This window comes from Microbacterium sp. NPDC057659 (assembly GCF_042799915.1).
Lineage (GTDB): Bacteria > Actinomycetota > Actinomycetes > Actinomycetales > Microbacteriaceae > Microbacterium.
In genome coordinates this window covers 1423816-1448193 of the sequence record NZ_JBHVHU010000001.1, presented here as the reverse complement: position 1 = coordinate 1448193, position 24378 = coordinate 1423816, and the positions used below count along the sequence as shown (strand labels likewise).

The window sequence follows — 24378 nt, the reverse complement described above, 5'->3', positions numbered from 1 at the left end:
GTCGTCCCCGCGCATCAGCCATCTACCGCGCCACCGGCGCAGAGGAGCCATTCATGGAGCAGCACGACCCGTTCGGTTTCGTCGGACTCACCTACGACGATGTTCTGCTGCTTCCCGGGCATACCGACGTCATCCCGAGCGAGGCCGACACCTCGTCGCGGGTCACCCGTCGCATCTCCGTGGCGACACCGCTGCTCTCCAGTGCGATGGACACCGTGACCGAGGCGCGGATGGCGATCGCGATCGCCCGTGAGGGCGGCATCGGCATCCTGCACCGCAACCTCTCGATCGCCGACCAGGCAGCCGATGTCGACCGCGTCAAGCGCAGCGAGTCGGGCATGATCACCGACCCCATCACCACCACGGCGGACGCCACGGTCGAAGAGGTCGACGCGCTGTGCGCCAAGTACCGCATCTCCGGCCTGCCCGTCGTCGACGCCGACGGCCGCCTGATCGGCATCGTCACCAACCGCGACATGCGCTTCGTCTCGGGCTTCGAGCGCCAGACCACGCTGGTCAAGGACATCATGACCAGCGAGAACCTCGTCACCGCCAAGGTGGGCGTCGCCGCGGGCGAGGTCATCGCCCTGTTCGCGAAGCACCGCGTCGAGAAGCTGCCGCTGATCGACGAGAACGGCAAGCTCGCCGGCCTCATCACCATCAAGGACTTCGACAAGAGCGAGAAGTACCCGCTGGCAACCAAGGACGAGCAGGGCCGTCTGCGCGTCGGTGCGGCGATCGGCTTCTTCGGCGATGCGTGGGAGCGCGCGGAGGCGCTGCGCGACGCGGGCGTGGATGTGCTCGTCGTCGACACCGCGAACGGCCAGTCCCAGGGCGTGATCGACCTGGTCAAGCGACTGAAGGCCGACGAGTCCTTCGCGCACATCGACATCATCGGCGGCAACGTCGCGACCCGCGAGGGCGCCCAGGCGCTCGTCGACGCGGGCGTCGACGCGGTCAAGGTGGGCGTCGGCCCCGGCTCGATCTGCACCACCCGCGTCGTCGCCGGCGTCGGCGTCCCGCAGGTCACCGCCGTGTACGAGGCATCCCTCGCGGCCCGTCCGGCCGGCGTGCCGGTGATCGCCGACGGCGGTCTGCAGTACTCCGGTGACATCGCCAAGGCGCTGGTCGCCGGTGCGGACGCCGTGATGCTGGGCTCGCTGCTGGCCGGCACCGACGAGTCGCCGGGCGAGATCGTCTTCCAGGCCGGAAAGCAGTTCAAGCAGTACCGCGGCATGGGCTCGCTGGGCGCGATGCAGACCCGCGGCAAGCAGACCTCGTACTCGAAGGACCGCTACTTCCAGGCCGACGTCCCCAGTGACGACAAGCTCATCCCCGAGGGCATCGAGGGGCAGGTCCCGTACCGCGGCCCGGTGTCGGCCGTCGCGTACCAGCTGGTCGGCGGCCTGCGCCAGTCGATGTTCTACGTCGGCGCTCGCACGATCGAAGAGCTGAAGACCCGCGGAAAGTTCGTGCGCATCACCGCGGCGGGCCTGAAGGAGTCGCACCCGCACGACGTGCAGATCGTCGTCGAGGCCCCCAACTACAAGAAGTGAGCCGGGATCGGGTCACGGCCGCGAAGCGGACTCGACGCGGCCCGGCTCAGGTTGAGCGAGCGCAGCGAGTCGAAACCTCGGCTGCCTCCGAAGGGCGGATGCTGCGAAGCATCCGCCCTTCCGCATGTCAGGGGCCGCGCGTAGCGTGAACGGCATGTGCCGCAGCATCCACACCCTTCACAACTTCGAACCGGCCGCCACCTCGGACGAGGTGCACGCCGCCGCCCTGCAGTACGTGCGCAAGATCGCGGGCACCACCAAGCCGTCCAAGGCCAACCAGGAGGCCTTCGATCACGCGGTGGCCGAGATCGCGCACATCACGCAGCACCTGCTCGACGACCTCGTCGCCACGACCCCGCCGAAGAATCGCGAGGAGGAGGCGGAGAAGAAGCGCGCCAGGGCCATCGCCTCCGGGCGATACGCCGCCTGAGCGGCGTACTCGCCCGCTGCATGTCACCGTGTGACGGCTCGTTTCGGCGCGTGTCGGAGTCCCTCGACGCCGCCCGAGTGCGTCGCTAGCGTCGCGGGCATGACTCTTCTTCAGGACAGCACCGCAATCGCCGACATCACCGCGGAACAGCGCGCGCAGCGCCTCGAGGCCGCCGGCGCGGCGTGGAACAGCCGCATCGCGGACGACGTCGCCAACGCCAGGCTCACGTACACCGTGACCGGTCGCGGCGTCGGTTCCGTCGGCACGGAGATCACGTCGGGGAAGCACCGCTTCCTCGTCGACGAGCCTGCGGGTCTGGCCGGCGATGATGCCGCGCCCAGCCCGGTCGAGTACGCGCTCGGTGCGCTCGTGTCGTGTCAGGTCGTCGTCTTCCGGCTCTACGCCCAGGCGCTCGGGCTGACGATCGACGACATCGCGATCACGGCCGAGGGCGACCTCGACGTGCGGAAGCTGTTCGGCATCGACGAGTCCCGCCGCGCCGGATTCCACGACGTGCGGGTGCGCGTCGACATCACCGGTCCGGACAGTGCGGAGGACTACGAGCGGCTCCGCGTCGTCGTCGAGGAGCACTGCCCGGTGCTGGACCTGTTCGCCAACACGGTGCCGACATCCGGTGAGCTCGTCTGAATCGTCCGTCCGCCGGCGGTCAGGACGGCCTCGAGCGCTCCCTTAGAGTGAGCGCATGGGGTCAGCGTCGTCACTCACTCGCGGTCAGGTCGCGCGGTACGCGATCGGCTCACTCGGCACCGGTGGCTTCGCCACGCTGCCCGGGCTCGTCCTGGTCTACTACCTGACCGACTCGCTCGGCGTCACCGCGCTCGCCGCGGGGGCCATCGTCACCGCCGCGAAGGTGTGGGATGTGCTGATCGACCCGGTGATCGGCGGGCTCAGCGACCGCTCGTACGCGCGCACGGGCACCCGGCGCTGGTTCATGGTGCTCGGCGGTGTCGGACTGCCGCTCGCCTTCGTGCTGACCTTCGCCGTGCCGGCGTCCTTCGGGGCGCTGCCGGCGGCGCTGTGGGTGTTCGTGGCGTTCGTGCTCGCTGCCACCTGCTTCAGCCTGTTCCAGGTGCCGTACATCGCCCTGCCCGCCGAGCTCACCGACGACTACCGTGAGCGCACCCGTCTGCTGACCTGGCGGGTGATGGTGCTGACGCTGGCGATCCTGCTGTTCGGCGCGGGCGGACCCGAGCTGCGCGGCATGTTCCCCGGAGACGAGCTGCTCGGCTACCTGGTGATGGCGATCGTCGCCGGCATCGTGCTCGGCATCGGGATGCTGGTCTCGTCGACCGTCGCGCCGCGGCGGCCCGCGCTGCCGGTGGCGCCGGGCGCCACGATCGGCACGCACTACCAGGACGGCATCCGGGTGCTGCGGCAGAGCCAGCCGTTCCGCGTGCTGCTGCTGACGTTCATGCTGCAGGGCCTCGCGACCGGGCTCATGCTGGCCGCCGCGCAGTTCGTGGCGCGCTGGGTGCTGCACGACGAAGGGGCTGTCACGCCGCTGTTCGTCGCGCTGATCGCGCCCGCGCTGCTGATGGCGCCGGTGTGGAAGCTCGTGGCCGACCGCATCGGCAAGGAGCGCGCTTTCCGTCTCGCGAGCGTGGTGTTCCTGCTCGCGACCCTCGTGCTGATGGTCATGGTGTGGCTGCCGGGCTGGTGGATCCTCGCCCCGGTCGCGCTCGCCGGTGCCGCGTACGCCGGTATGCAGACGCTGCCGATGGCGATGCTGCCCGACGTGATCGCGCACGACCGCACCACCAGCGGCGGGGAGAACCGCTCCGGCGTCTTCAGCGGGGTGTGGACGGCGGGCGAGACCACGGGCATGGCGCTCGGCGCGACCGTGCTGTCGATCGTGCTCGCCATGACCGGCTACGTGGAGTCGGCCGCCGGCGTCGTCGTCGAGCAGCCCGAGGCTGCCGTGGCAGGCATCGCCGTCGCGTTCAGCGCCCTTCCCGCCGTACTCATGGTGCTGAGCCTGGTCGCCCTGTCGCGCTACCGCCTGCGCGAGCATGACATCGTCGGGACGACCGCATGACCGGCATCCTGGACCGGCTGCGCGCGCTGCGTGCCGGCGACGCTCCCACGCACGGCGGGCACGTTCTCGCGTACGTCTACGACTCGGGGATGCCCGAGCTGGACGAACTGGCGGATGCCGCGGCATCACTCGCCCGTCCGGTCAACGGACTCGACCCGACGGTGTTCCCGTCGATCGCCGCGATGGAGCGGGACGTGCTCGGGTTCGTGCGGCACGCGGTGCACGGCGGTCGCGACGTGGTCGGATCGGTGACCAGTGGCGGCACCGAGAGCTGCCTGCTCGCCGTGAAGACCGCGCGGGATCTCTGGCGCTCGGAGGGCGGCACCGGCCGCCCTCGGCTGCTCGCACCGGCGACCGCGCACGCGGCGTTCCAGAAGGCCGCGCGGATGTTCGACCTGGAGTACGACTCCGTGCCGTGCCGGCCTGACGGCACCGTCGACCCCGATGACCTGATCGTCAGGATGGACGACGACGTCGCGCTGGTCGTGGTCTCGGCGCCGGCATATCCCAGCGGGGCACTCGACCCGATCCGGCCGGTTGCCGCGGCGGCGAAGGCGCGCGGCATCCGATGCCATGTCGACGCCTGCTTCGGCGGTCTCGTGCTGCCCTGGTGGCCGGATGCTCCGGTGTGGGACTTCCGGATCCACGGCGTGACCAGCATCTCGGCCGACCTGCACAAGTTCGGCTATGCGCCGAAGGGGGTCTCGGTGCTGCTGCACCGGGGCCGCCGCCAGCACCGTGCGCAGTTCTTCGCGACGACGCGCTGGCCGGGGTATCCGGTCGTGAACCCGACGCTGCTCGGCTCGAAGTCGGCGTCGCCGCTGGCCGCCGCATGGGCGATCGTGCAGCGGCTGGGGGATGCCGGGTTCGCCGAGCTCACCGCGTCCATCGCGCGCGTCGCCCGTGACATCCGCGCCGAGGTCGAGGGGATCCGCGGGCTGACAGTGATGGGCGATCCGGTCGGACCCGCGATCGCATTGATCGCCGACACATCGGTGCCCGCGTCCGAGCGGGTGGATCCGCATCGGCTCGCCGACGAACTCGCGCAGCACGGCTGGAAGATCCAGCATCAGCCGGGGTTCGCGCAGGCGGACGGATCGAAGCTTCCGCGCAGCGCGCACCTGACGCTCACCCCGGTGCTGGAGCGGAACCTCCGCGGGTTCCGGAGGGCACTCACCGCGGCATCCGATGCGGTGCGGGGTCGCGGGCCGGCCGACGGGCGTCTGCTCGCCGACGCGGTGCGGATGCTCGGCTACGGCGCCGACCGCGTGCCGGGGCCGGAGGCGTCCTGGCGCCTGCTGCGGATCGCCGGTGCGGGCAGCGTGAAGCCCGACCAGCCGATGTCCACGCTGATGGCCCTGATCGAAGAGCTTCCCGCGCCGGTCGCGGAGGCGCTGCTCACCGAACTGCTGGCGAGGTTCTCCGAGCCGCGCTGACCTGATAGCCTGGTCGGCTCGCCTTCGCGAAGGATGCGGCGGGCGGAAGGACCACCACCGTGGGATACATCGACGTCGCCGGCGTCTCACTCACCCTGCCCGACGGCCGCCCCCTGCTCGACGAGGCGACGTTCCGCGTCGGCGCCGGCTCGACCAGCGCCCTGATCGGGCCGAACGGGGCGGGCAAATCCACGATCCTGCGCATCATCCGCGGCGACCTCGCCGCCGATGACGGGGTCGTGACCATCGACGGATCGCTCGGGGTGATGGATCAGTTCGTGGGTCACGGCCGCGAGGGCCAGACCGTGCACGACCTGCTGACCTCTGTCGCCCCCGTGCGCATCCGGCAGGCGGCCGAGGCGCTCGAGAGCGCCGAGAACGCCCTGATCGAGGACGACACCGAGCGCACCCAGATGCGGTACGCCACGACGCTCGCCGAGTACGCGGACGCGGGCGGCTACGAGCACGAGACGGTGTGGGACCAGTGCACCGTCGCGGCGCTCGGCGTGCCCTTCGAACGCGCTCGCTACCGCGACCTGTCCACGCTCTCCGGCGGCGAGCAGAAGCGGCTCGCCTTGGAGGCGCTGCTGCGCGGACCGGACGACGTGCTGCTGCTCGACGAGCCGGACAACTACCTCGACGTGCCGGGCAAGCGCTGGTTGGAGGAGCGGCTGCGCGAGACGCCGAAGACCGTGCTGCTGGTCTCGCACGACCGCGAGCTGCTCGCCCGCGCGGCCGACCGTATCGTCACGCTCGAGCCCGGCGGTGCCGGGGCGACCGCCTGGGTGCACGGCGGCGGCTTCCGCACGTACCACCAGGCCCGGAGCGATCGCATGGACCGCCTCGACGAGCTGCGCCGGCGCTGGGACGAGCAGCACGAGAAGCTGAAGACCCTGGTCGCGAATCTCAAGGTCAAGGCCGAGGCGAACGACGGCTTCGCCTCTCGCTACCGGGCCGCGCAGACTCGGCTGCGGAAGTTCGAGGAGGCGGGGCCTCCCGAGGAGCGTCCGCCGGCGCAGGAGTTCGACATGCGGCTGCGCGGCTCGCGCACCGGCAAGCGCGCCATCGTGTGCACCGGGCTCGAACTGACCGGTCTGATGCGTCCGTTCGACGCGGAGATCTGGTTCGGCGACCGCGTCGGGGTGCTGGGCTCGAACGGCTCGGGCAAGTCGCACTTCCTGCGGCTGCTGGCCCGTGGCGGCAGCGACCCCGACCCGACGCTCGGGCATCTGACCGGCGCGGGGGAGAGGCTCGACGAGGTCGCGCATTCCGGCGCAGCCGTGCTCGGCGCGCGCGTGGTCCCCGGCCTGTTCGCGCAGACGCACGCGCATCCGGAGTTCGCCGGCCGCACGCTGCTCGAGATCCTGCACCGGGGCGACGACCGCCGCGCCGGGATGCCGCGCGACGCTGCGAGCTCGGCGCTGGACCGCTACGGCCTGGTGCGCCAGGCGCAGCAGGAGTTCGCGCAGCTGTCCGGCGGACAGCAGGCGCGCTTCCAGGTGCTGCTGCTCGAGCTCTCGGGCGCGACGCTGCTGCTGCTCGACGAGCCGACCGACAACCTCGACCTGGAGTCGGCCGAGGCGCTCGAGGACGCGATCGCGCGATTCGAGGGCACGGTCGTGGCGGTCACGCACGACCGCTGGTTCGCCCGTTCCTTCGACAGGTTCCTCGTGTTCGGCGAGGACGGCGGCGTCTACGAGTCGGATGCTCCGGTCTGGGACGAGCGCCGAGTGGCGCGCGCCCGATGACCTCAGAGCAACCCGGGTAGTCTGAAGGGGTGAGCATGGACTTCGAGATCGGCCGAGGCAAGCGCGCTCGTCGCGCATACACGTTCGACGACATCGCGGTGGTTCCCTCGCGACGCACGCGGAACCCGGAGGACGTCTCGACGGCGTGGACCATCGATGCGTTCTCGTTCGACATCCCGGTCATCGGCGCGCCGATGGACTCCGTGGTCAGCCCGCAGACGGCGATCATGCTGGGTCGTCTCGGCGGTCTCGGCGTGCTCGACCTCGAGGGGCTGTGGACCCGGTACGAGGACCCGGAGCCGCTGCTCGGCGAGATCGCCGGCCTCCCGGAGGACCGCGCCACGGTGCGGATGCAGCAGCTGTACTCCGAGCCGATCAAGCCCGAGCTGATCAAGTCGCGCCTGGCGGAGATCCGCGAGGCGGGCGTCACGGTCGCGGGTTCGCTCACACCACAGCGCACTCAGGAGCTCTACCAGACCGTCGTCGAGGCGGGCGTCGATCTGTTCGTCATCCGCGGCACGACGGTGTCGGCCGAGCACGTCTCGAGCGTCGCCGAGCCGCTGAACCTGAAGAAGTTCATCTACGACCTCGACGTGCCCGTCATCGTCGGCGGCGCCGCCACCTACACCGCGGCCCTGCACCTGATGCGCACCGGCGCGGCCGGCGTGCTGGTCGGCTTCGGCGGGGGAGCGGCGTCCACCACGCGGGCCACGCTCGGCATCCACGCCCCGATGGCGACGGCCGTCTCCGACGTCGCCGCCGCGCGCCGCGACTACCTCGACGAGTCGGGCGGCCGCTACGTGCACGTGATCGCCGACGGCGGTGTGGGCACCTCCGGCGACATCGTCAAGGCTCTCGCGACCGGCGCCGACGCCGTCATGCTCGGCGTCGCCCTCGCGCGCGCCACGGATGCCCCGGGCCGCGGTTTCCATTGGGGCGCCGAGGCGCACCACCCGCAGCTGCCCCGGGGCCGCCGCGTGCCGGTCCCCGGCGTCGCCACGCTCGAGGAGGTGCTGTACGGACCGGCTCCGGTCGCAGACGGCACCGCGAACCTGATCGGCGCGCTGCGCAAGTCGATGGCCACCACCGGCTACTCCGACCTCAAGGAGTTCCAGCGGGTCGAGGTCGTGCTGGCGCCCTACGAGGCCGGATGACCATTCCGCACGACTTCCCTCCCACTCTGCGGGAGGTGATGCTGCGCGGGCGCTGGCTGGGCATGCTCGCGCTCTGCCTCGTCGTCGCCGGCGTCTTCGCCTGGCTGGGGCAGTGGCAGCTCGGCCGAGCGATCGACACCGCGCCGCCCGAGCCCGGCATGACCGAGAAGGTGCAGCCGCTCACCGACGTGGTCCAGCCCGGCGAGTACCTCGCCGAGCCCCTGGTCGGCCAGAAGGTGACCACCAGCGGCGCCTGGGTGCCGGAGGACTTCATCGTCGTCTCCGGCCGCTTCAACGACGGCGTCGCCGGCTACTGGGTCACGGGCCAGCTGCGCGTCGCCGAGCGCACCTCGATCGCGGTCGCGATCGGGTTCGCGCCGACCCGCGAGAAGGCGGATGCCGCGGCATCCGCCCTGGCCTCGCGCGGGGCAGAGCAGGCCGAGCTGATCGGCCGAGTCATCTCCGACGAGGGGCCGGTCGTCACCTCCGACCCGTTCGACCTGAACCGGATGTCGCCGGCGGCACTGCTCAGCCGCTGGCACGACGTCGATCAGCTGAACGTGTACCGCCCTTATCTGGCGTCCACGGAGGCCCCCTCCGGGCTGGTCGACATCTCTTCGCCCGCTCCCGACGAGCGGTCCTCGGTGAACTGGCTGAACATCTTCTACGCGATCGAGTGGGCGATCTTCGCCGGCTTCGCCTTCTACCTCTGGTACCGGCTCGCCAAGGACGCCTGGGAGCGCGAGGTCGAGGAGTTCGAGGACCGCTCGAGCGCGCCTGCAGCGTCCTGAGCGGTCATCAGATGACGATTCGGTGACCGAATCGCGAACCTCGTTGAGGAATGTCCCAGCCGAGTCATAGGGTCTGATCATGTGCGTGCGCAGCCTGGCGCACGTGATCGGCGGCTCCACAAGATCCGCCGCCCGACCCGAGGAGACAGCACCGATGATGTCCGCCCCCGACGACGGGAACCGCAAGGTCCCCGTCCCGCGCAGAAGGGTGCGCACCTGCGCGCTCGTCACCACCGCCGCGGTCGCTCTGAGCTTCGGCTCGATCGTCGCGACACCCGCCTTCGCCGACAGCACCGGAACGGGGGTGGTCATCAACGAGGCCTACCTGTCCGGCGGCAGCACCGGCGCGGCGTTCGTCAACAAGTTCGTCGAGCTCTACAACCCGACTTCCGCCCCGATCTCGCTCGGTGGGATGTCGCTGCAGTACCGCTCCGCGACCGGAACCGGCGCCGCCAACGGCGTCGTTCCGCTCACCGGTTCCATCCCTGCGAAGGGCTACTACCTGGTGCAGGGCGGCAGCAACGGCGCCAACGGCAGCGCACTGCCGGCGCCGGATGCCACGGGCAGCCTCAACCCCAGCGGCACCACCGGCACGCTCGCCCTGGTGAAGGGCACGAGCGCCGTCACGCTGCCGACCGGATCGGTCGTGGGCGGCGACGTCGTCGACCTGCTCGGCTACGGCACCTCGAACACCTTCGAGACCGCCGTCGCGAAGGCTCCGACCGGCAACACCGACGTGAAGTCGCTGAACCGTACGGGCGGGGCCGACACCGACGACAACAGCAAGGACTTCGCGCTCTCGGCGACGATCACGCCGCAGAACTCCGGCGGGCAGACCGACCCGGGCACCGACCCCGAGCCGGGCACCGACCCGGTGAAGGCCACGATCGCCGAGGTGCAGGGCACCACCGACGTCTCGCCGCTCGAGGGCAAGACCGTCACCGTCCAGGGCGTCGTCACCGGCGACTACCGCACGGGCGGCTACAAGGGCGTCAGCATCCAGACGCAGGGCTCCGGCGGCGCGTCGGACGCCACTCCCGGCGCATCAGACGGCGTCTTCGTGTACCTCAACGCGCTCAAGGCCTCCGGGGTGAAGATCGGCGACCTCGTCTCGGTCACCGGCCCGGTCAGCGAGTACTTCGGCCAGACGCAGATCAACCCGGCATCCGAGGCCGGCGTCTCGCTGGTCACCGCCGGCGTCGGCGTCCCCGCTGCCACGCCGCTGCCCGCCGACGTCGTCGGCGGCGCGCGCGAGGCCTACGAGAACATGCTCGTGGCGCCGACCGGCAGCTACGCACTGGCGTCCAGCCACCAACTCTACAACTTCGGCACGCTGTGGCTGAACCCGAACGAGCTGAACGTGAAGAGCACCGAGGTGAAGCGCCCCGGCGCCGAGGCCGACGCGATCGCGAAGGCGAACCGCGCCAGCCGTATCCTGCTCGACGACGGATGGTCGACCCAGGTCACGAATGCCGCGCACCCCGGCGACCAGCCCTACTTCACCAAGGGCACCGTCGTTCGCAACGGCGACACGGTGAACTTCTCCGAGCACGGCTACGTGCTGCAGTACGGCTTCGATGACTGGCGCCTGCAGCCGGTCGTGCCGATCGACGACTCCAGCGACGCGTCGTACAAGGTCACGTTCAACGACGAGAACCCGCGCACGTCGGCCCCGCCGGCCGTCGGCGGTGACTTCAAGGTCGCGTCGTTCAACGTGTACAACTACTTCACGACGCTGAGCAGCGAGAACTCCAACGCGCGCGGCGCGAAGGATGCCGCGCAGTTCGCGATCCAGAAGTCGAAGATCGTCGCGGCGATCAACGGACTGGACGCCGACGTCGTCACGCTCATGGAGATCGAGAACTCGGTCAAGCTGGGCAACCCCGTCGACAGCGCGCTGAAGGACCTGGTGTCCGGCCTGAACGCCGCCGCCGGCTCCGACGTGTGGGGCTACGTCTCCACCCCGGCCGCGCTGCAGAACGCGGCGACGACCGACTACATCACCAGCGCGATCATCTATCGCAAGGCCGCCGTCAAGACGGTCGGCGACGCGACGACGGTCTCCGACGAGACGATCTGGGGCAACGCCCGCGAGCCGATCGCGCAGACCTTCGAGGCGGAGGGGCGCACCTTCAGCGTCATCGCGAACCACCTCAAGTCGAAGTCCGACCCGAAGGACGGCACCAAGGAGCCGGCAGACGGACAGGGCTTCTTCAACGCCGACCGCGTGAAGCAGGCGAAGTCCGTGCTCGCGCTCGCCGGTGACGTGCAGAAGGCCTCCGGCAGCGACGACGTGTTCCTGGTCGGCGACTTCAACGCGTACAGCGAGGAGGACCCGATCGACGTGTTCACCTCGGCCGGCTGGTCCGACCTGGTGGCCGATGAGACCGACGGTCAGTACACCTACTCGTTCGACGGTGAGCTCGGTTCGCTCGACCACGTGATCGCGTCGCCCTCGGTGGCGGCATCCGTCACGGGCGCCGGCGTCTGGGGCATCAACTCGCCGGAGTGGAGCGACCGCGGCTACGCGTTCGGCGCCACCGAGTCGGGCACCCCGTACCGTTCCAGCGACCACGACCCGATCGTCGTGGGCGTGTCCGCCACGCAGCCGCCGATCAGCATCGACATCGCCACGATCAACGACTTCCACGGGCGCATCGAGGCCGACAGCGCGGCAGGCGGCGCGGCCGTCCTCGCCGGTGCGATCAAGCAGGTGCGCGAGGCGAACCCGAACACGGTCTTCGCCGCCGCCGGCGATCTGGTCGGAGCATCGACCTTCACCTCGTTCATCCTGGACGACAACCCGACGATCGACGCGCTGAACGCCGCCGGCCTCGAGGTCAGCGCGACCGGCAACCACGAGTTCGATCAGGGCTGGGAGGATCTGCGTGATCGCATCCAGCAGCGCGCGGACTGGGAGTACATCAACTCCAACGTGTTCCTGAAGGGCACCGACACGACCGCCGTGGCCCCGAGCTGGGTCAAGGACGTCGACGGGGTCAAGGTCGGCTTCGTCGGCGCGGTGACCGAGGAGCTCGACTCCCTCGTCTCGCCCGAGGGCATCAAGGACCTCGACGTCCGTGACATCGCGGCATCCGTGAACAAGGCCGCCGACGCGCTGAGCGACGGCGACCCTGCCAACGGTGAGGCCGACGTCGTCATCCTGCTCGTGCACGAGGGCGCGACGACCACCGACGTGTCGAGCATCACGCCCGACTCGGCACTGGGCAAGATCGTCTACGGCGTCGACTCCGATGTCGATGCGATCGTCTCGGCGCACACGCACCTCGCCTACAACCACGTCATCGACGGCCGCCCGGTCGTCTCGGCGGGCCAGTACGGCGAGAACTTCGGTCTGATGAACCTGAAGGTCGACCCGAAGACCCATGAGCTGCTCTCGATCTCGAACGAGATCAAGCCGCTCGCGAAGCAGATCGACGACCCGAACAAGCCGGGTTCGAAGATCTGGGTGGGCAACTACCCGCCCGTGCCCGAGGTGCAGTCCATCGTCGACGCCGCCAAGAAGGAGGCCGACGTGATCGGCGCCGAGAAGGTCGGCGACATCACGGCGGACTTCAACCGGGCCCGTCAGAGCGACGGCAAGACCGAGAACCGCGGCGGCGAGTCGACGATCGGCAACTTCGTCGCTGACGTGCAGCAGTGGTCCACCGGCGCGCAGATCGCGCTGATGAACCCGGGTGGCATCCGCACCAACCTCACGTACGCGTCGAGCGGGGCGACCGACCCCGACGGCAACCTGACGTACCGCGAGGCGGCGACGGTGCAGCCCTTCGCCAACACCCTGGTGACGCTCGAACTCACCGGCGCGCAGCTGAAGAGCGTGCTCGAGGAGCAGTGGCAGCCGGCGGGTGCGAGCCGTCCGTTCCTGAAGCTGGGCGTCTCGCAGGGCTTCGAGTACACCTACGACCCGACTGCGGCGGCCGGCGCGCGCATCACCTCGATGACGCTCAACGGCACCGCGATCGACCCGGCGAAGTCCTACCTGGTGGCGGCGAACTCGTTCCTCGCCGCAGGAGGTGACAACTTCTTCACCCTCGCCAAGGGCGTGAACAAGAAGGACACCGGCAAGGTCGACCTGCAGTCGATGGTGGACTGGTTCTCGGCCAACAAGACCGCCACACCCGACCTGAAGCAGCGTGCCGTCGGCGCGACGATCACGCCGGGCGCACCTGAGGGCGGCTACAAGGCCGGCGACCAGGTCACCGTGGCGCTCTCGTCGCTCGCGTTCAGCGCGGGCGAGCAGGCGCCGGGTGAGGTCAGCCTCTCGCTGGGCGACGCCGTCCTGGCGACCGGCGCGGTCGACCCGACGGTCGTCGACGCCGGCGACGAGGTCGGTCGCTCGACCCTCACCTTCACGGTTCCGGAGGGGGCCTTCGGGCCCCAGCTGCTCACCGTGAACGTGGCGGGCACCGGCACCACCGCGCACCTCCCGATCACCTTCGCGGAGGACGGTGGCCAGCCGCCGGTGTTCGACGGCAGGATCGACGTCGGATCCGGCAAGGTGGCCGCGGGCAAGAAGCTCGCGATCACGGGATCGGGCTACGAGGCCGGCGAGAAGGTGACCGTCGAACTGCGCGGCAAGAAGGGCGAGCCTGTCTCGCTCGGAACTGTGACCGTCGACGGCAAGGGGGCGTTCTCCGCCTCGGTGACGGTGCCCAAGAGCACCCAGCCGGGCAAGTACACCCTCGCTGTGTCCCAGGCGGACGGCGACGAGGCGACCGCCACGGTGCACGTGAACCGCGCGGGCGGCAACGGCGTCGGCGACGTGATCCGCGACGCGATCGATGCCGTGCTGGACTTCCTGAAGAAGCTGTTCGGCTGATCCTCGAGCGGAGGGCCGTCGGGTGCTGAGTGCAGCAGCCGGCGGCCCTCCGTCGTCCCCTTGTGCCGCCGGTAGAATGAATGCATGCCCGAACCGAAAGTCGCCAGTTTCCCGGCGATCCGCGGTGCGCTGAAGTTCTATCAGATCGCCTCCATCATCACCGGCGTCATGCTGCTGCTGCTGGTCACCGAGATGGTGCTGAAGTACACGCCGATCCACCTCGAGCTCTTCGCCGGCGGGTCAGGCGGACCGCTGTGGTTCGCCCCCGTCGTGGAGGGCCCCGACGGCGGGCTGATCTCCACCGGAGACGGGTTCAACCTGTCACTCGGCATCCTCGTCGCGCACGGCTGGTTCTACGTCGTCTACCTGTTCGCATGCTTCCGCATGTGGAGTCTGATGCGCTGGCGGCTGCCGCGGCTCATCATGCTCGCCCTCGGCGGGGTCATCCCGCTGCTCTCGTTCTTCATGGAGACCCGCGTCGCACGCGAAGTGCGGGCCTACCTCACGACCCGCGAACAGGCGGATGCCGCGGCATCCGCCCCCGCACCCACCACGGAAGGCACCCGGTGACCGAACAGAACTCCGCCGCCGCACCCAGCGCGGACACCGCTCAGCGGCCGGCGCTCGTCGTCGACTTCGGCGCGCAGTACGCGCAGCTGATCGCCCGTCGCGTCCGCGAGGCCGGCGTGTACAGCGAGATCGTGCCGCACACCGCGACCGCAGCCGAGATCGCCGAGAAGAATCCGGTCGCGATCATCCTCTCCGGCGGTCCGTCGTCGGTGTACGAGGAGGGCGCGCCGCAGCTCGACCCGGCTGTGCTCGACCTCGGGGTGCCGACGCTCGGCATCTGCTACGGCTTCCAGTACATGGCGCGCACTCTCGGCGGTGAGGTCGCCAACACCGGTCTGCGCGAGTACGGCGCGACCGATGCGATGATCCCGCAGAACGACAGCACCCTGCTCGGCGGCGAGCCCGCGGAGCAGAACGTGTGGATGAGCCACGGCGATCAGGTCTCGCGCGCCCCCGAGGGCTTCGAGGTGCTGGCCACCACCGCCGCCACCAAGGTCGCCGCCTTTGCGAACGAGGAGCGCCGCCTCTACGGCGTGCAGTGGCACCCCGAGGTGAAGCACTCCGACCACGGACAGGCCGTGATCGAGAACTTCCTGCACAAGGGCGCGGGTCTGGCCGCCGACTGGAACAGCGACAACGTCATCGCCGAGCAGGTCGAGCGCATCCGCGAGCAGGTCGGCGACGCGCGCGTCATCTCGGCGATGTCCGGCGGCGTCGACTCGGCCGTCTCCACCGCACTCGTGCACAAGGCGATCGGCGACCAGCTCACCGCGGTCTTCGTCGACCACGGCCTGCTGCGCAAGGGCGAGCGGGAGCAGGTCGAGCGCGACTACGTCGCATCCACCGGCGTCCGCCTGATCACCGTCGACGCGGCCGACACGTTCCTCGGCCACCTCGCCGGCGTCACCGACCCCGAGACCAAGCGGAAGATCATCGGTCGCGAGTTCATCCGCACGTTCGAGCAGGTCCAGCGCGACCTCGTCGAAGAGGCCAAGGCCTCTGGCGAGAAGGTGAAGTTCCTCGTGCAGGGCACTCTGTACCCCGACGTCGTCGAGTCCGGCGGCGGAGCGGGTACCGCGAACATCAAGTCGCACCACAACGTCGGCGGCCTGCCCGACGACCTCGACTTCGAGCTCATCGAGCCGCTGCGCGCCCTGTTCAAGGACGAGGTCCGCGCGATCGGCCGCGAGCTCGGCATCCCCGAGGCGATCGTCGGCCGCCAGCCGTTCCCCGGCCCCGGCCTCGGTATCCGCATCATCGGCGAGGTCACCCGCGAGCGTCTCGACGTGCTCCGCGAGGCCGACGCGATCGCCCGCGAAGAGCTCAGCGCGGCCGGCCTCGATCAGACGATCTGGCAGTGCCCCGTCGTGCTCCTCGCCGACGTGCGCTCGGTGGGCGTGCAGGGCGACGGCCGCACCTACGGTCACCCGATCGTGCTGCGCCCGGTGTCGTCCGAGGACGCGATGACGGCCGACTGGACGCGCCTGCCCTACGACGTGCTCGCCAAGATCTCGAACCGCATCACCAACGAGGTGAGCGAGGTCAACCGGGTCGTGCTCGACGTCACGTCGAAGCCGCCGGCAACGATCGAGTGGGAGTGAGTTAGGGGGCTTCCGCGCCCCTCGTTGATGCGTGGTGGCGGGCGGAGGGATCGTCGCCTGCGCTCGCAGCCCTTCGACTCGCTTCGCTCGCTCAGGAACCGCGGCCCGAGCCCCTCCGCTTCGCTCCTCCCCGATGCTCGCTCCCGCGACGATCCCTCCGCCCTCATGCCTCTGGTGTGAGGGCGGAAGGCGTTTGTGGGAAGTAAGAGTGCTGCGCGGTCAGTCGCCGGGCGTGGTGATGTGGTGGGCGACCTGGAGGACGGTCAGACCTCGGGAGTCGGGGTACCAGCCGTCGGCGCGGAGGGCGCGGATGCCGGCGCGACGGGCGCCCGCGCCATCGGCGATCGGGTTGTCCCGACCATCCAGGTGTCGTCACCGGCATCGCTCACGCGCAGCGCGTGCGCGAACAGCAGCGGATTCGGCTTCTCGATGCCGACCGCAGCGCTCGCAGGACGTGAGATGGAGGGCGGGGAGTCAGAAGTGACGCCCGCCGGAGCGGCCCGAGGAACGGCTGCCGCCGGAGGAGCGGCTGGACGATGACCGACTGCTCAACGACGAGCGGGACGACCGTGACGAGCCGCCCCACGACGATCGCGACGAGCCGCCCCAGCCCGAGGATGAGCCGCCGCCTCCTCCCGAGCTGCCGAACGCGCCCATGAGCGCGCCGAAAGCGCCGCCCCCGATCACGAACATCACGACCACCCCGGCGTTCCCGTCGGCAAGGCCCAAGCCGCTGATGAGTCCGATGACGCCACCGCTGAGCGCGCCCACGACGGCCTTCCCGCCTGTTCCTTCGCCTGAGCCCTCGTCATCGGCATAGCTCTGCCACGACGATTCCGCTGCGGCGCCGCTGACGGCCGAGTCGTACATGACGGCGCCGTTGTCCGCCGGATGCCGAGAAGGCGCCGATCGCACGAAACGGCGCCCCTCTGACGCCGCAGTGCCGCCGACGAGACCCTGCACCTGCTCGGCCGCGGCGAGGGCGGATGCCGCCTGGCGATCCGCATCCGCGGGAATGGTCGCCGCAGTGGCGCCGGCGAGCAGCTGCTGCGCGGAATGCAGACGAGCCAGCGTGAACGCACTGACCCCGCCAGGCCGCGCCTGCACCGATGCTTCGGCCGCCCGCACGGCAGCCGTCGCCTGGTCGAGCACCGACCCGGTCGCTCCCGAACCGGTCGCTCGCGACTCGGTCGGCGTCGCGCCGGTGCTCCCCGCATCCACGGCTCCGCGGTCGACAGGTGCGGGCCGCGTGGCGAGGGCATCCGCCTGAGCCTCGATCGCGTTCCGCAGCTCCTTCGCCTCGGCCAGCAGCCGCTCCGTCTCGTGCACCGCATCGGTGATGGCCTTCGGCTTGCGGGCATCCACGGCCCTCTGCAACGTCTCGAGCTGCGCATCCGCCGCGCGCAGTCGATCGCCGATCTGATCCGCGTTGTCTACGACGCCGACGAGATCGGCGGGAGTGAATGCGGCGACGAGCGACGCGAGACGCTCGGCGGCCTCGCTCTGCAGCGCGGCGGCGTCGGCCCGCGCCGCCCGCAGCCGAGCCAGCGTGTCCGGTGCGCTCTCGGCCAGCGCCCGCAGCGACGCGAGCTCCTGCGTGCGACCGTCGAGGCTCTCATCGACCTCATGGCAGAGCCGCAGGATCGTGTCCGTCCACTCCCTGGTCTCCGCGGTGGTGTCCTCCACGGCGTCCTGAAGCTTCTCCAGCAGCTGGAAGCCCTCCTGCAGGCGGGCTCGGCAGGTGGCGAGCAAGGCGGTGAACGAGGCGGTCGTCTCCTCGCCGAACTCGGCGGTCACGAAGCCGAGCTCCTGCTCGCTGGTGCGCACGGCCTCATCGGTCTGCACCAGGCGGCGGGCGGCGGCCTTCTTCTGCCCCTCCAAGGTGCGCAGCTCGGCCCTCAGCGCAGCCCTGCGCCGCAGGAAGAGTACGAGGCGCACGACGGCGAAGATCAGCAGCGCCAGTCCGGCCGCACCCAGCAGCCACACCCACCACGGCGTCGGCACCTTCGAGAACTCGTCGGCCACGAACGCGATGCCGCCGGCCCAGTCGTCGTCCGCGAGATACTTCGAACCGAGATCGTTCTCGATCGCCAGGACGCGGCTCTCGGTGAGCGGCCCGGCGTCGACTCCATCGCCGCCGTACTCCGCCGAGATGGCGAGGCTGCGCCCGTCGGTGGCGATCGCGAGCAGGTACTGATCCGGTGCGAGGTTGTTGCGCAGTGCGGTCGCATCCGCCCAGGCGAGAGCATTGTCGGGGTCCTCGAAGTCGGGGACCAGAACCACATAGAGCTCGGGAAGCCCGTCCGCGGTGGCCAGATCCCCGAGGCGCTGCTCGAGATGGGTCTCCTGCGAATCGGTGAGCACGTCGGAGTAGTCGGCGACATGGCCCTGATCCAGATCGGGCGGAGTCTGCGCGTTCGCCGTCGCGGCAGGCCCGACGACCAGCGCGGCGAACAGGGCGGCTGTGCCGATGGCCGCAGCGCGTCGAATCCTCATATGGCCCCCCTCTGAAACACGACCCGGCCCATCATGGCATGCGGCGTCACCAGCCGTTTTCCGCGGCGCGAGGGATGCCGTGGACGGTGTGATTCCGGCAGGATGAGGGCATGGCTAACGGACGCACGAAACTGACCGTCGTCGGCGCGGGGAGCGTGGGGGTGAGCGTCGCATATGCAGCTCTTTCACGCGGCAGCGCCTCCGAGATCGCCCTCTACGACATCGCGACCGAGAAGGTCGATGCCGAGGTGCTCGACCTCTCGCACGGCACACAGTTCACGAAGTCGCTCGTCTCGGGCGGTTCCGATCCCGCGGTGGTCGCGGGCAGCGACGTCATCGTCGTGACCGCCGGCGCCAAGCAGCAGCCCGGGCAGACCCGCATGGAGCTCGCGGGTACGAACGCACGCATCCTGGGCAGCCTGATGCCGGTGCTGCTCGAGCAGGCGCCGGACGCCGTCTTCGTCATCGTGACCAACCCGGCCGACGTGATGACCGTCGTCGCACGCGACATCACCGGCCTGCCGGCATCCCGCGTCTTCGGATCGGGTACCGTCCTCGACACCTTGCGCCTGCGCTGGCGCCTCGCGCAGCGCGCGGGAGTGAGCATCGCCAGCGTGCACGCCGATATCGTCGGCGAGCACGGCGACACCGAGTTCCCGCTCTGGTCGAACGCGCGCATCGGCCCGGTGCCGATCCTGGACTGGCGCGGCGGCGAGGTCTTCACACAGGCCGAGCTCGATGCGATCGCGGTCGATGTGCGGGATGCCGCTTACGCGGTGATCCGCGGCAAGGGGGCGACCAACCTGGCGATCGGTCTGAGCGCCGCACGCATCGCTGAGGCCGTGTTGCACGACGAACACGCCGTGATGCCGGTCTCGACCGTGCTCGACGGCGTGCACGGTGTCAGCGGAGTGGCGCTGTCGGTCCCGTCGGTGGTCTCGGCCTCGGGCGCCATGCCGCTGACCGAGACGCCGATGTCCGCCGACGAGGAGGCCCGCTTCGCGGCATCCGCCGACGCGATCCGCGCGGCCGTGGAGCTGCTCGGCTGACAACCCTGGGATGCCGGATCCTGAGCGAGGAGCGCAGCGACGAGCGCCGTACTGAGCGAGCGGAGCGAGACGAAGTGACGAAGGGCGCTTGCTCAGGACCCGGGGCTCAGGACCCGGGGGAGAGGTGCTTGAGCGCCTCGCGCCGTGACAGCGGCGACAGATCCGGATGCCGCGCGACGAACGCCAATACCCAGTCCGGGTCGTGCTTGCCCAGGTCCCGCAGCGCCCAGCCGATGGCCTTGCGGATGAAGAACTCCGGATCGGCGACGTTCGGCTCGATCGCATCCGTCAGCAGTGCGCGATCCACCCGGTCCCGCCGTCCCAGCTGGGAGATGATCGCGACGCGACGCATCCAGAAATCGTCATCGCCCGACCAGACCCGCAGCTCGAGCGCCATCTCGGCCGGGTGCGCGTCGAGAAGGTCGGCGAGCCGGTGCGCGACCTCGTCCGCGTGGTCCCACCAGGCTCCTGTGCGCACCATCTCCTCGTGCACGTCCAGCATGTCCAGCCGCCCGCGCAGCGGCGGCAGCGCCATCAGCGCCTGCGCCGCGTACCGCTCCTCGCGATGTCCGGCATCCCGCCAGAGCACCAGGGCGGCGGAGCGCAGCGCCCCGACCTCCTTCTCGTACCGCGCGACCCCGCGCACGAGCCGTCGCACCGCGGGGACCCGCACGCCGAGGAACGGCATCGCCGACTTCATGTAGGCCTGCTGCCCCGGCGCGAGCGCCGGATCGGCGGTCTCACGCAGCGCGTCCCGCACTTCCTCGACAAGGCTCATCCAGGAATCCTAGAAAATGTTCTGAGCCGATGTCGATCCGTGGTCTTCTCGTTCGACGTCCTGAATGAGAGGGTCGAGACACGGCCCCGAGATCGAGGAGATCATCATGAAGTACATGCTCATCATGCGCGCGGACGACTCCGGCGTCGAGGCATACCAGAACATCCCCTTCGAGCAGGTCATCGAGGCCATGGGCAAGTACAACGAGTCCATGCTGAAGGCCGGCGTGATGATCGGCGGCGAAGGGCTGACGGATGCCGAGGAGGGGTTCGTCGTGGACTTCTCCGGCGAGGCGCCGCTGATCACCGACGGCCCCTACGGCGAGACCAAGGAGCTGTTCAACGGCTTCTGGATCATCGAGGTGTCCACGCGTGAGGAAGCTGCGGAGTGGGCCAAGCGCGCGCCGCTCGGACCGGGCGCCTACCTCGAGGTGCGTCGCGTGACGGAGCTGTCGGACTTCCCCGAGGACAACGAGTGGATCCAGAAGGAGGCCGGCTGGCGCGAGGAGAACGAGCGCCGTGCCCAGAGCTGAGGATGCCGCGACGGCGCGCTCCCGCGAGTCCGCGGAGCGCGCCGTCGCCGCCGTCTGGCGCATCGAGTCGGCGAAGATCGTCGCGACCCTGACCCGAATGACAGGTGACTTCGCTCTCGCCGAGGATCTCGCGCAGGATGCACTGGCCGAAGCACTCGAGCAGTGGCCGGATGCCGGTGTTCCGAGCAATCCCGCCGCCTGGCTGACCACCGTGGCCAAGCGCCGCGCTGTCGACGGCTGGCGCCGGCGGGAGCGCTACGACGATCGTCTGGCGGCGATCGCGCACGACCTCGCCGACGAGCAGCAGGCGCAGATCGATAAGGGCGAGCCGTGGGATCCGGATGCGATCGACGACGACGTGCTGCGGCTGGTCTTCGTGGCCTGCCACCCGGTGCTCTCCCGCGAAGCCCGCGTCGCCCTGACCCTGCGGGTCGTCGGAGGTCTGTCCAGCGAGGAGATCGCCCGGGCGTTCCTGGTGCCGGTGGCGACCGTGCAGCAGCGCATCGTGCGTGCGAAGAAGACCCTCGGCGCGGCGAACGTGCCCTTCGAGGTGCCGCCGCGGGAAGAGTATGCGGAGCGGCTGAGCGCCGTCCTCGGCGTGCTCTACCTGATCTTCAATGAGGGGCACGCGGCCAGCGCGGGCGACGACTGGATGCGGCCTGACCTGGCACGGGAAGCTCTGCGACTGGGGCGGGTGCTCGCCTCGCTCACGCCCCGCGAGCCCGAGGCTCTGGGGCTCGTCGCCCTGATGGAGCTGACGGCGGCACGCTTCCCCGCTCGGGTCGACGCCAACGGCGACCCGATCCTGCTCGCCGACCAGGACCGCCGGCGCTGGGATCGCGGCGCGATCTCGCGTGGCCGCGCTGCGCTGGCCCGCACCGATGCGCTCGGGCGCGGTCGGGGGCCGTACGCCCTGCAGGCCGCGATCGCCGAATGCCATGCGGTGGCGGCATCCGTCGACGAGGCCGACTGGGAGCGCATCGTCCTGCTCTACGAGGCCCTGGGACGCATCGCACCCTCGCCGGTGGTCGAACTGAACCGTGCTGCTGCGGTGGCGATGGCCACCGGCCCGGCGAACGCTCTGCGGATCCTCGACCGGCTCACCGAGGAGGGGGCGCTGCGCGGCTATCACCTGCCGCCGGCGACCCGCGCCGAACTGCTGCTGCGGCTGGGCCGTATCGACGAGGCACGCAGCGAGTTCGCCGTCGCCGCGCGGCTCGCGGGAAACGACCGGGAGCGCGCCCTGCTGGAGGCGAAAGCGCGCGGCTGAGGATGCGAAAAGGGCCGCTCTCCGAGGAGAGCGGCCCTTTTCGCGATGTCAGATCAGTTGTTGCCGCGCAGGATCGCGATCATGCGCAGGATCTCGACGTACAGCCACACGACGGTGACCATGATGCCGAAGCCGCCGAGCCAGCCGTACTTGCGGGGAGCGCCGTTGCGCACGCCCTGCTGGATCTGGTCGAAGTCCATCACCAGCGAGTACGCCGCCATGAAGACGACGAGGATGCCGATGATCAGGCCGATCGGGATGCCGGCGATCTTCGCGCTGTAGAGGCCGAACATCTGGCCTGCGGGCAGGACGTTGGTCCACATCAGGATGAGGTTCAGCACCGAGAAGACCAGGTAGCCGAGCATGGCGATCATGACGATCTTGGTCATCTTCGCCGAGGCGCGGATCTTGCCGCTGGCGAACAGCGCCAGGGTCACGCCGACGACGGCGAACGTCGCGAGCGAGGCCTGCATCACGATGCCAGGCCAGATCGTCTCGAACCAGGCCGAGATCGCACCGATGAAGAGGCCCTCGAAGGCCGCGTAGCCGAAGATCAGCGCGGGGCGGACCTTCTTGCGCGAGGTGAAGGTGACGACCATCGCGAGGACGAAGCCACCGAGCGCGCCGACGATCCACGGGGTCAGGTCAGCGGTCAGGTTGCCGGAAGCATCGACGCGCGCGGTGGACGCCGTCCACACCCAGCCGACGACGGCGGTGGCGAGCAGCACGGCGAACAGGCCGACCGTCTTCCAGATGGTGTCCTCGACCGTCATCCGGTCAGTCTCGATGGCACCGGCCGACGGCGCGGCGTACATGCCCTCGAGGTTCGCGTTGACGGCGGCGGCCTGGGCCGCGGTCGGAGCAGGCGGCGGCGCGTAGGTGCCGGCCTGCGGCGCGGCCTGCTGCGGCGCGCCCGGATACGTGGCGGCGTTGCGCGGGTCCTGCTGCTGGAACGCCGGGTTGTTGAACGCGAAGTTGCTCATGCTGTGGATCACTCCAAAGGGGATCGGTCCCGGGGGATCGGTCGATGTCAGACAAGTCTACGGAATCTCCCTATGAACGGGGTGCTTTACGCTGAAAGCGTGGCCAGGAGATCTCCGCTCGTCATCGGGCACCGCGGTGCGCCCGGCTACCGCCCCGAGCACAGCCGGTCGTCATACGAGCTGGCACTCGCGATGGGCGTCGACGCGGTCGAGCCCGATGTCGTCGCCACACGCGACGGAGTGCTGGTCGTCCGCCACGAGAACGACATCTCCGGCACGACGGATATCGCCGATCATCCGGAATTCGCGGACCGCCGCACCACGAAGAAGGTGGACGGTGAGGCGCACACCGGATGGTTCACCGAGGACTTCACCTGGGCGGAGCTGAGCACGCTGCGCACCCGCGAGCGACTGCCGAAGCTGCGGCCCTCGAGTGCGAGCTTCGACGGAGCCCAGCCGATCCTGCGGCTGATCGACCTGCTCGATCTGGTCCGGGCCGGCTCGATCGAGCACGGCCGGGAGATCGGCGTCGTGCTGGAGGTCAAGCACGCCACGTACTTCGAGGGCGTCGGACTCGACCTGGTGCCGCTCATCGTGCGCGACCTGCGCGCGGCGGGCTGGGCGGACGGCGAGCTACCGCTGATCGTGGAGTCCTTCGAGCAGACCGTGCTGCACCGGCTGCGCGCGCAGGGCATCGCCGCGTCGTACATCTACCTGATCGAGGCGAGCGGCAAGCCGTTCGACCAGGTCGCCGCACTGGGCCGCGCGGCACCCACCTACCGCTCCGAGGTCGAACCCGCCGGTCTCGACCGCCTCGTCGGCGCCGTCGACGGCATCAGCGTGAACAAGCGGATGCTGCTGGGCCGGGATGCCGGGCTGGTCGATCACGCGCATGCCAGGGGCCTGCGCGTCTTCACCTGGACCTGCCGACCGGAGAACCAGTTCCTGGATGCCGCGTACCGCGGCCCGGGCGGAAAGGCCGCGTTCGGCGAGTACGAGGCCGAGTGGGATGCGATCGCGCGCACCGGCGTGGACGGCGTCTTCGTCGACCATCCCGACCTCGGAGTGGTGTTCTTCCGCTGACG

At 70.0% G+C, this 24378-nt stretch carries 18 protein-coding genes; 15 read left to right on the top strand and 3 right to left on the bottom strand.

The features are described from left to right. Positions 1-53 precede the first annotated feature (53 nt). The 11 genes from guaB to guaA all read left to right on the top strand — a co-directional run bounded on the left by guaB (position 54) and on the right by guaA (position 16185). Positions 54-1556: an IMP dehydrogenase gene (gene guaB, locus ACFVAE_RS06855; RefSeq protein WP_378889517.1), complete on the top strand. Its 1503-nt coding sequence runs from the start codon at positions 54-56 to the stop codon at positions 1554-1556. A gap of 154 nt (positions 1557-1710) precedes the next feature. After that, positions 1711-1986 (top strand): DUF2277 domain-containing protein, encoded by a 276-nt coding sequence (locus tag ACFVAE_RS06850; RefSeq protein WP_378889515.1) that lies wholly within the window; start codon positions 1711-1713, stop codon positions 1984-1986. Positions 1987-2085: 99 nt separating this feature from the next. Continuing rightward, complete coding sequence (locus tag ACFVAE_RS06845; protein WP_378889512.1) at positions 2086-2634, top strand: OsmC family protein; 549 nt, start codon at positions 2086-2088, stop codon at positions 2632-2634. A gap of 55 nt (positions 2635-2689) precedes the next feature. Then, positions 2690-4042: an MFS transporter gene (locus tag ACFVAE_RS06840; protein ID WP_378889510.1), complete on the top strand. Its 1353-nt coding sequence runs from the start codon at positions 2690-2692 to the stop codon at positions 4040-4042. Continuing rightward, positions 4039-5478, top strand: coding sequence for a pyridoxal phosphate-dependent decarboxylase family protein (locus ACFVAE_RS06835; protein ID WP_378889507.1), 1440 nt, complete (start codon positions 4039-4041; stop codon positions 5476-5478). Before ACFVAE_RS06840 ends, ACFVAE_RS06835 begins: the two co-directional genes overlap by 4 nt. A gap of 59 nt (positions 5479-5537) precedes the next feature. Continuing rightward, positions 5538-7226, top strand: coding sequence for an ABC-F family ATP-binding cassette domain-containing protein (locus tag ACFVAE_RS06830; RefSeq protein ID WP_378889505.1), 1689 nt, complete (start codon positions 5538-5540; stop codon positions 7224-7226). Positions 7227-7261: 35 nt separating this feature from the next. Further along, positions 7262-8380 carry a GuaB3 family IMP dehydrogenase-related protein gene (locus ACFVAE_RS06825; RefSeq protein ID WP_378890530.1) on the top strand — a complete coding sequence of 373 codons (1119 nt, stop codon included), beginning with the start codon at positions 7262-7264 and terminating at the stop codon, positions 8378-8380. Then, positions 8377-9171: an SURF1 family protein gene (locus ACFVAE_RS06820; RefSeq protein WP_378889502.1), complete on the top strand. Its 795-nt coding sequence runs from the start codon at positions 8377-8379 to the stop codon at positions 9169-9171. Before ACFVAE_RS06825 ends, ACFVAE_RS06820 begins: the two co-directional genes overlap by 4 nt. A gap of 79 nt (positions 9172-9250) precedes the next feature. Continuing rightward, on the top strand, positions 9251-14014 hold the full coding sequence (locus ACFVAE_RS06815) for an ExeM/NucH family extracellular endonuclease (RefSeq protein WP_378889500.1): 4764 nt from the start codon (positions 9251-9253) through the stop codon (positions 14012-14014). Between the two features lie 84 nt (positions 14015-14098). Next, on the top strand, positions 14099-14584 hold the full coding sequence (locus tag ACFVAE_RS06810) for a DUF3817 domain-containing protein (RefSeq protein WP_378889497.1): 486 nt from the start codon (positions 14099-14101) through the stop codon (positions 14582-14584). Then, positions 14581-16185: a glutamine-hydrolyzing GMP synthase gene (gene guaA, locus ACFVAE_RS06805; protein ID WP_378889494.1), complete on the top strand. Its 1605-nt coding sequence runs from the start codon at positions 14581-14583 to the stop codon at positions 16183-16185. Before ACFVAE_RS06810 ends, guaA begins: the two co-directional genes overlap by 4 nt. A gap of 474 nt (positions 16186-16659) precedes the next feature. On the opposite strand, the gene ACFVAE_RS06800 is transcribed toward guaA, so the two are convergent. Then, positions 16660-18681, bottom strand: coding sequence for a TPM domain-containing protein (locus ACFVAE_RS06800; protein ID WP_378889491.1), 2022 nt, complete (start codon positions 18679-18681; stop codon positions 16660-16662). A 110-nt stretch (positions 18682-18791) separates the two neighbouring features. Between ACFVAE_RS06800 and ACFVAE_RS06795 the strand changes: the two genes are divergently transcribed. Then, a complete protein-coding gene (locus ACFVAE_RS06795; protein ID WP_378889488.1) occupies positions 18792-19730 on the top strand; it encodes an L-lactate dehydrogenase in 939 nt (312 codons plus the stop codon). Positions 19731-19836: 106 nt separating this feature from the next. Here the strand turns inward: ACFVAE_RS06795 and ACFVAE_RS06790 are convergent, their stop codons facing one another. Then, positions 19837-20508 (bottom strand): DNA alkylation repair protein, encoded by a 672-nt coding sequence (locus ACFVAE_RS06790; RefSeq protein ID WP_378889485.1) that lies wholly within the window; start codon positions 20506-20508, stop codon positions 19837-19839. A 106-nt stretch (positions 20509-20614) separates the two neighbouring features. Between ACFVAE_RS06790 and ACFVAE_RS06785 the strand changes: the two genes are divergently transcribed. Both ACFVAE_RS06785 and ACFVAE_RS06780 read left to right on the top strand, forming a co-directional pair. Further along, a complete protein-coding gene (locus ACFVAE_RS06785) occupies positions 20615-21040 on the top strand; it encodes a YciI family protein (RefSeq protein ID WP_378889482.1) in 426 nt (141 codons plus the stop codon). 97 nt (positions 21041-21137) lie between these two features. Beyond that, the gene (locus tag ACFVAE_RS06780; RefSeq protein ID WP_378890527.1) at positions 21138-22310 is read left to right on the top strand and encodes an RNA polymerase sigma factor; all 1173 of its coding nucleotides are present in this window, start codon (positions 21138-21140) and stop codon (positions 22308-22310) included. 53 nt (positions 22311-22363) lie between these two features. On the opposite strand, the gene ACFVAE_RS06775 is transcribed toward ACFVAE_RS06780, so the two are convergent. After that, the gene (locus ACFVAE_RS06775; protein WP_378889479.1) at positions 22364-23293 is read right to left on the bottom strand and encodes a Bax inhibitor-1/YccA family protein; all 930 of its coding nucleotides are present in this window, start codon (positions 23291-23293) and stop codon (positions 22364-22366) included. A gap of 99 nt (positions 23294-23392) precedes the next feature. On the opposite strand from ACFVAE_RS06775, the gene ACFVAE_RS06770 reads away from it, so the two are divergent. Continuing rightward, a complete protein-coding gene (locus tag ACFVAE_RS06770) occupies positions 23393-24376 on the top strand; it encodes a glycerophosphodiester phosphodiesterase family protein (RefSeq protein WP_378889476.1) in 984 nt (327 codons plus the stop codon). Positions 24377-24378 lie beyond the last annotated feature (2 nt).

Bases quoted from the DNA above. Each gene is read 5' to 3' on its own strand.
- guaB (WP_378889517.1), top strand. From the start codon at position 54: ATGGAGCAGCACGACCCGTTCGGTTTCGTCGGACTCACCTACGACGAT.
- ACFVAE_RS06850 (WP_378889515.1), top strand. From the start codon at position 1,711: ATGTGCCGCAGCATCCACACCCTTCACAACTTCGAACCGGCCGCCACC.
- ACFVAE_RS06845 (WP_378889512.1), top strand. From the start codon at position 2,086: ATGACTCTTCTTCAGGACAGCACCGCAATCGCCGACATCACCGCGGAA.
- ACFVAE_RS06840 (WP_378889510.1), top strand. From the start codon at position 2,690: ATGGGGTCAGCGTCGTCACTCACTCGCGGTCAGGTCGCGCGGTACGCG.
- ACFVAE_RS06835 (WP_378889507.1), top strand. From the start codon at position 4,039: ATGACCGGCATCCTGGACCGGCTGCGCGCGCTGCGTGCCGGCGACGCT.
- ACFVAE_RS06825 (WP_378890530.1), top strand. From the start codon at position 7,262: ATGGACTTCGAGATCGGCCGAGGCAAGCGCGCTCGTCGCGCATACACG.
- ACFVAE_RS06820 (WP_378889502.1), top strand. From the start codon at position 8,377: ATGACCATTCCGCACGACTTCCCTCCCACTCTGCGGGAGGTGATGCTG.
- ACFVAE_RS06815 (WP_378889500.1), top strand. From the start codon at position 9,251: ATGTGCGTGCGCAGCCTGGCGCACGTGATCGGCGGCTCCACAAGATCC.
- ACFVAE_RS06810 (WP_378889497.1), top strand. From the start codon at position 14,099: ATGCCCGAACCGAAAGTCGCCAGTTTCCCGGCGATCCGCGGTGCGCTG.
- ACFVAE_RS06800 (WP_378889491.1), bottom strand. From the start codon at position 18,681: ATGAGGATTCGACGCGCTGCGGCCATCGGCACAGCCGCCCTGTTCGCC.
- ACFVAE_RS06795 (WP_378889488.1), top strand. From the start codon at position 18,792: ATGGCTAACGGACGCACGAAACTGACCGTCGTCGGCGCGGGGAGCGTG.
- ACFVAE_RS06790 (WP_378889485.1), bottom strand. From the start codon at position 20,508: ATGAGCCTTGTCGAGGAAGTGCGGGACGCGCTGCGTGAGACCGCCGAT.
- ACFVAE_RS06785 (WP_378889482.1), top strand. From the start codon at position 20,615: ATGAAGTACATGCTCATCATGCGCGCGGACGACTCCGGCGTCGAGGCA.
- ACFVAE_RS06780 (WP_378890527.1), top strand. From the start codon at position 21,138: ATGACAGGTGACTTCGCTCTCGCCGAGGATCTCGCGCAGGATGCACTG.
- ACFVAE_RS06775 (WP_378889479.1), bottom strand. From the start codon at position 23,293: ATGAGCAACTTCGCGTTCAACAACCCGGCGTTCCAGCAGCAGGACCCG.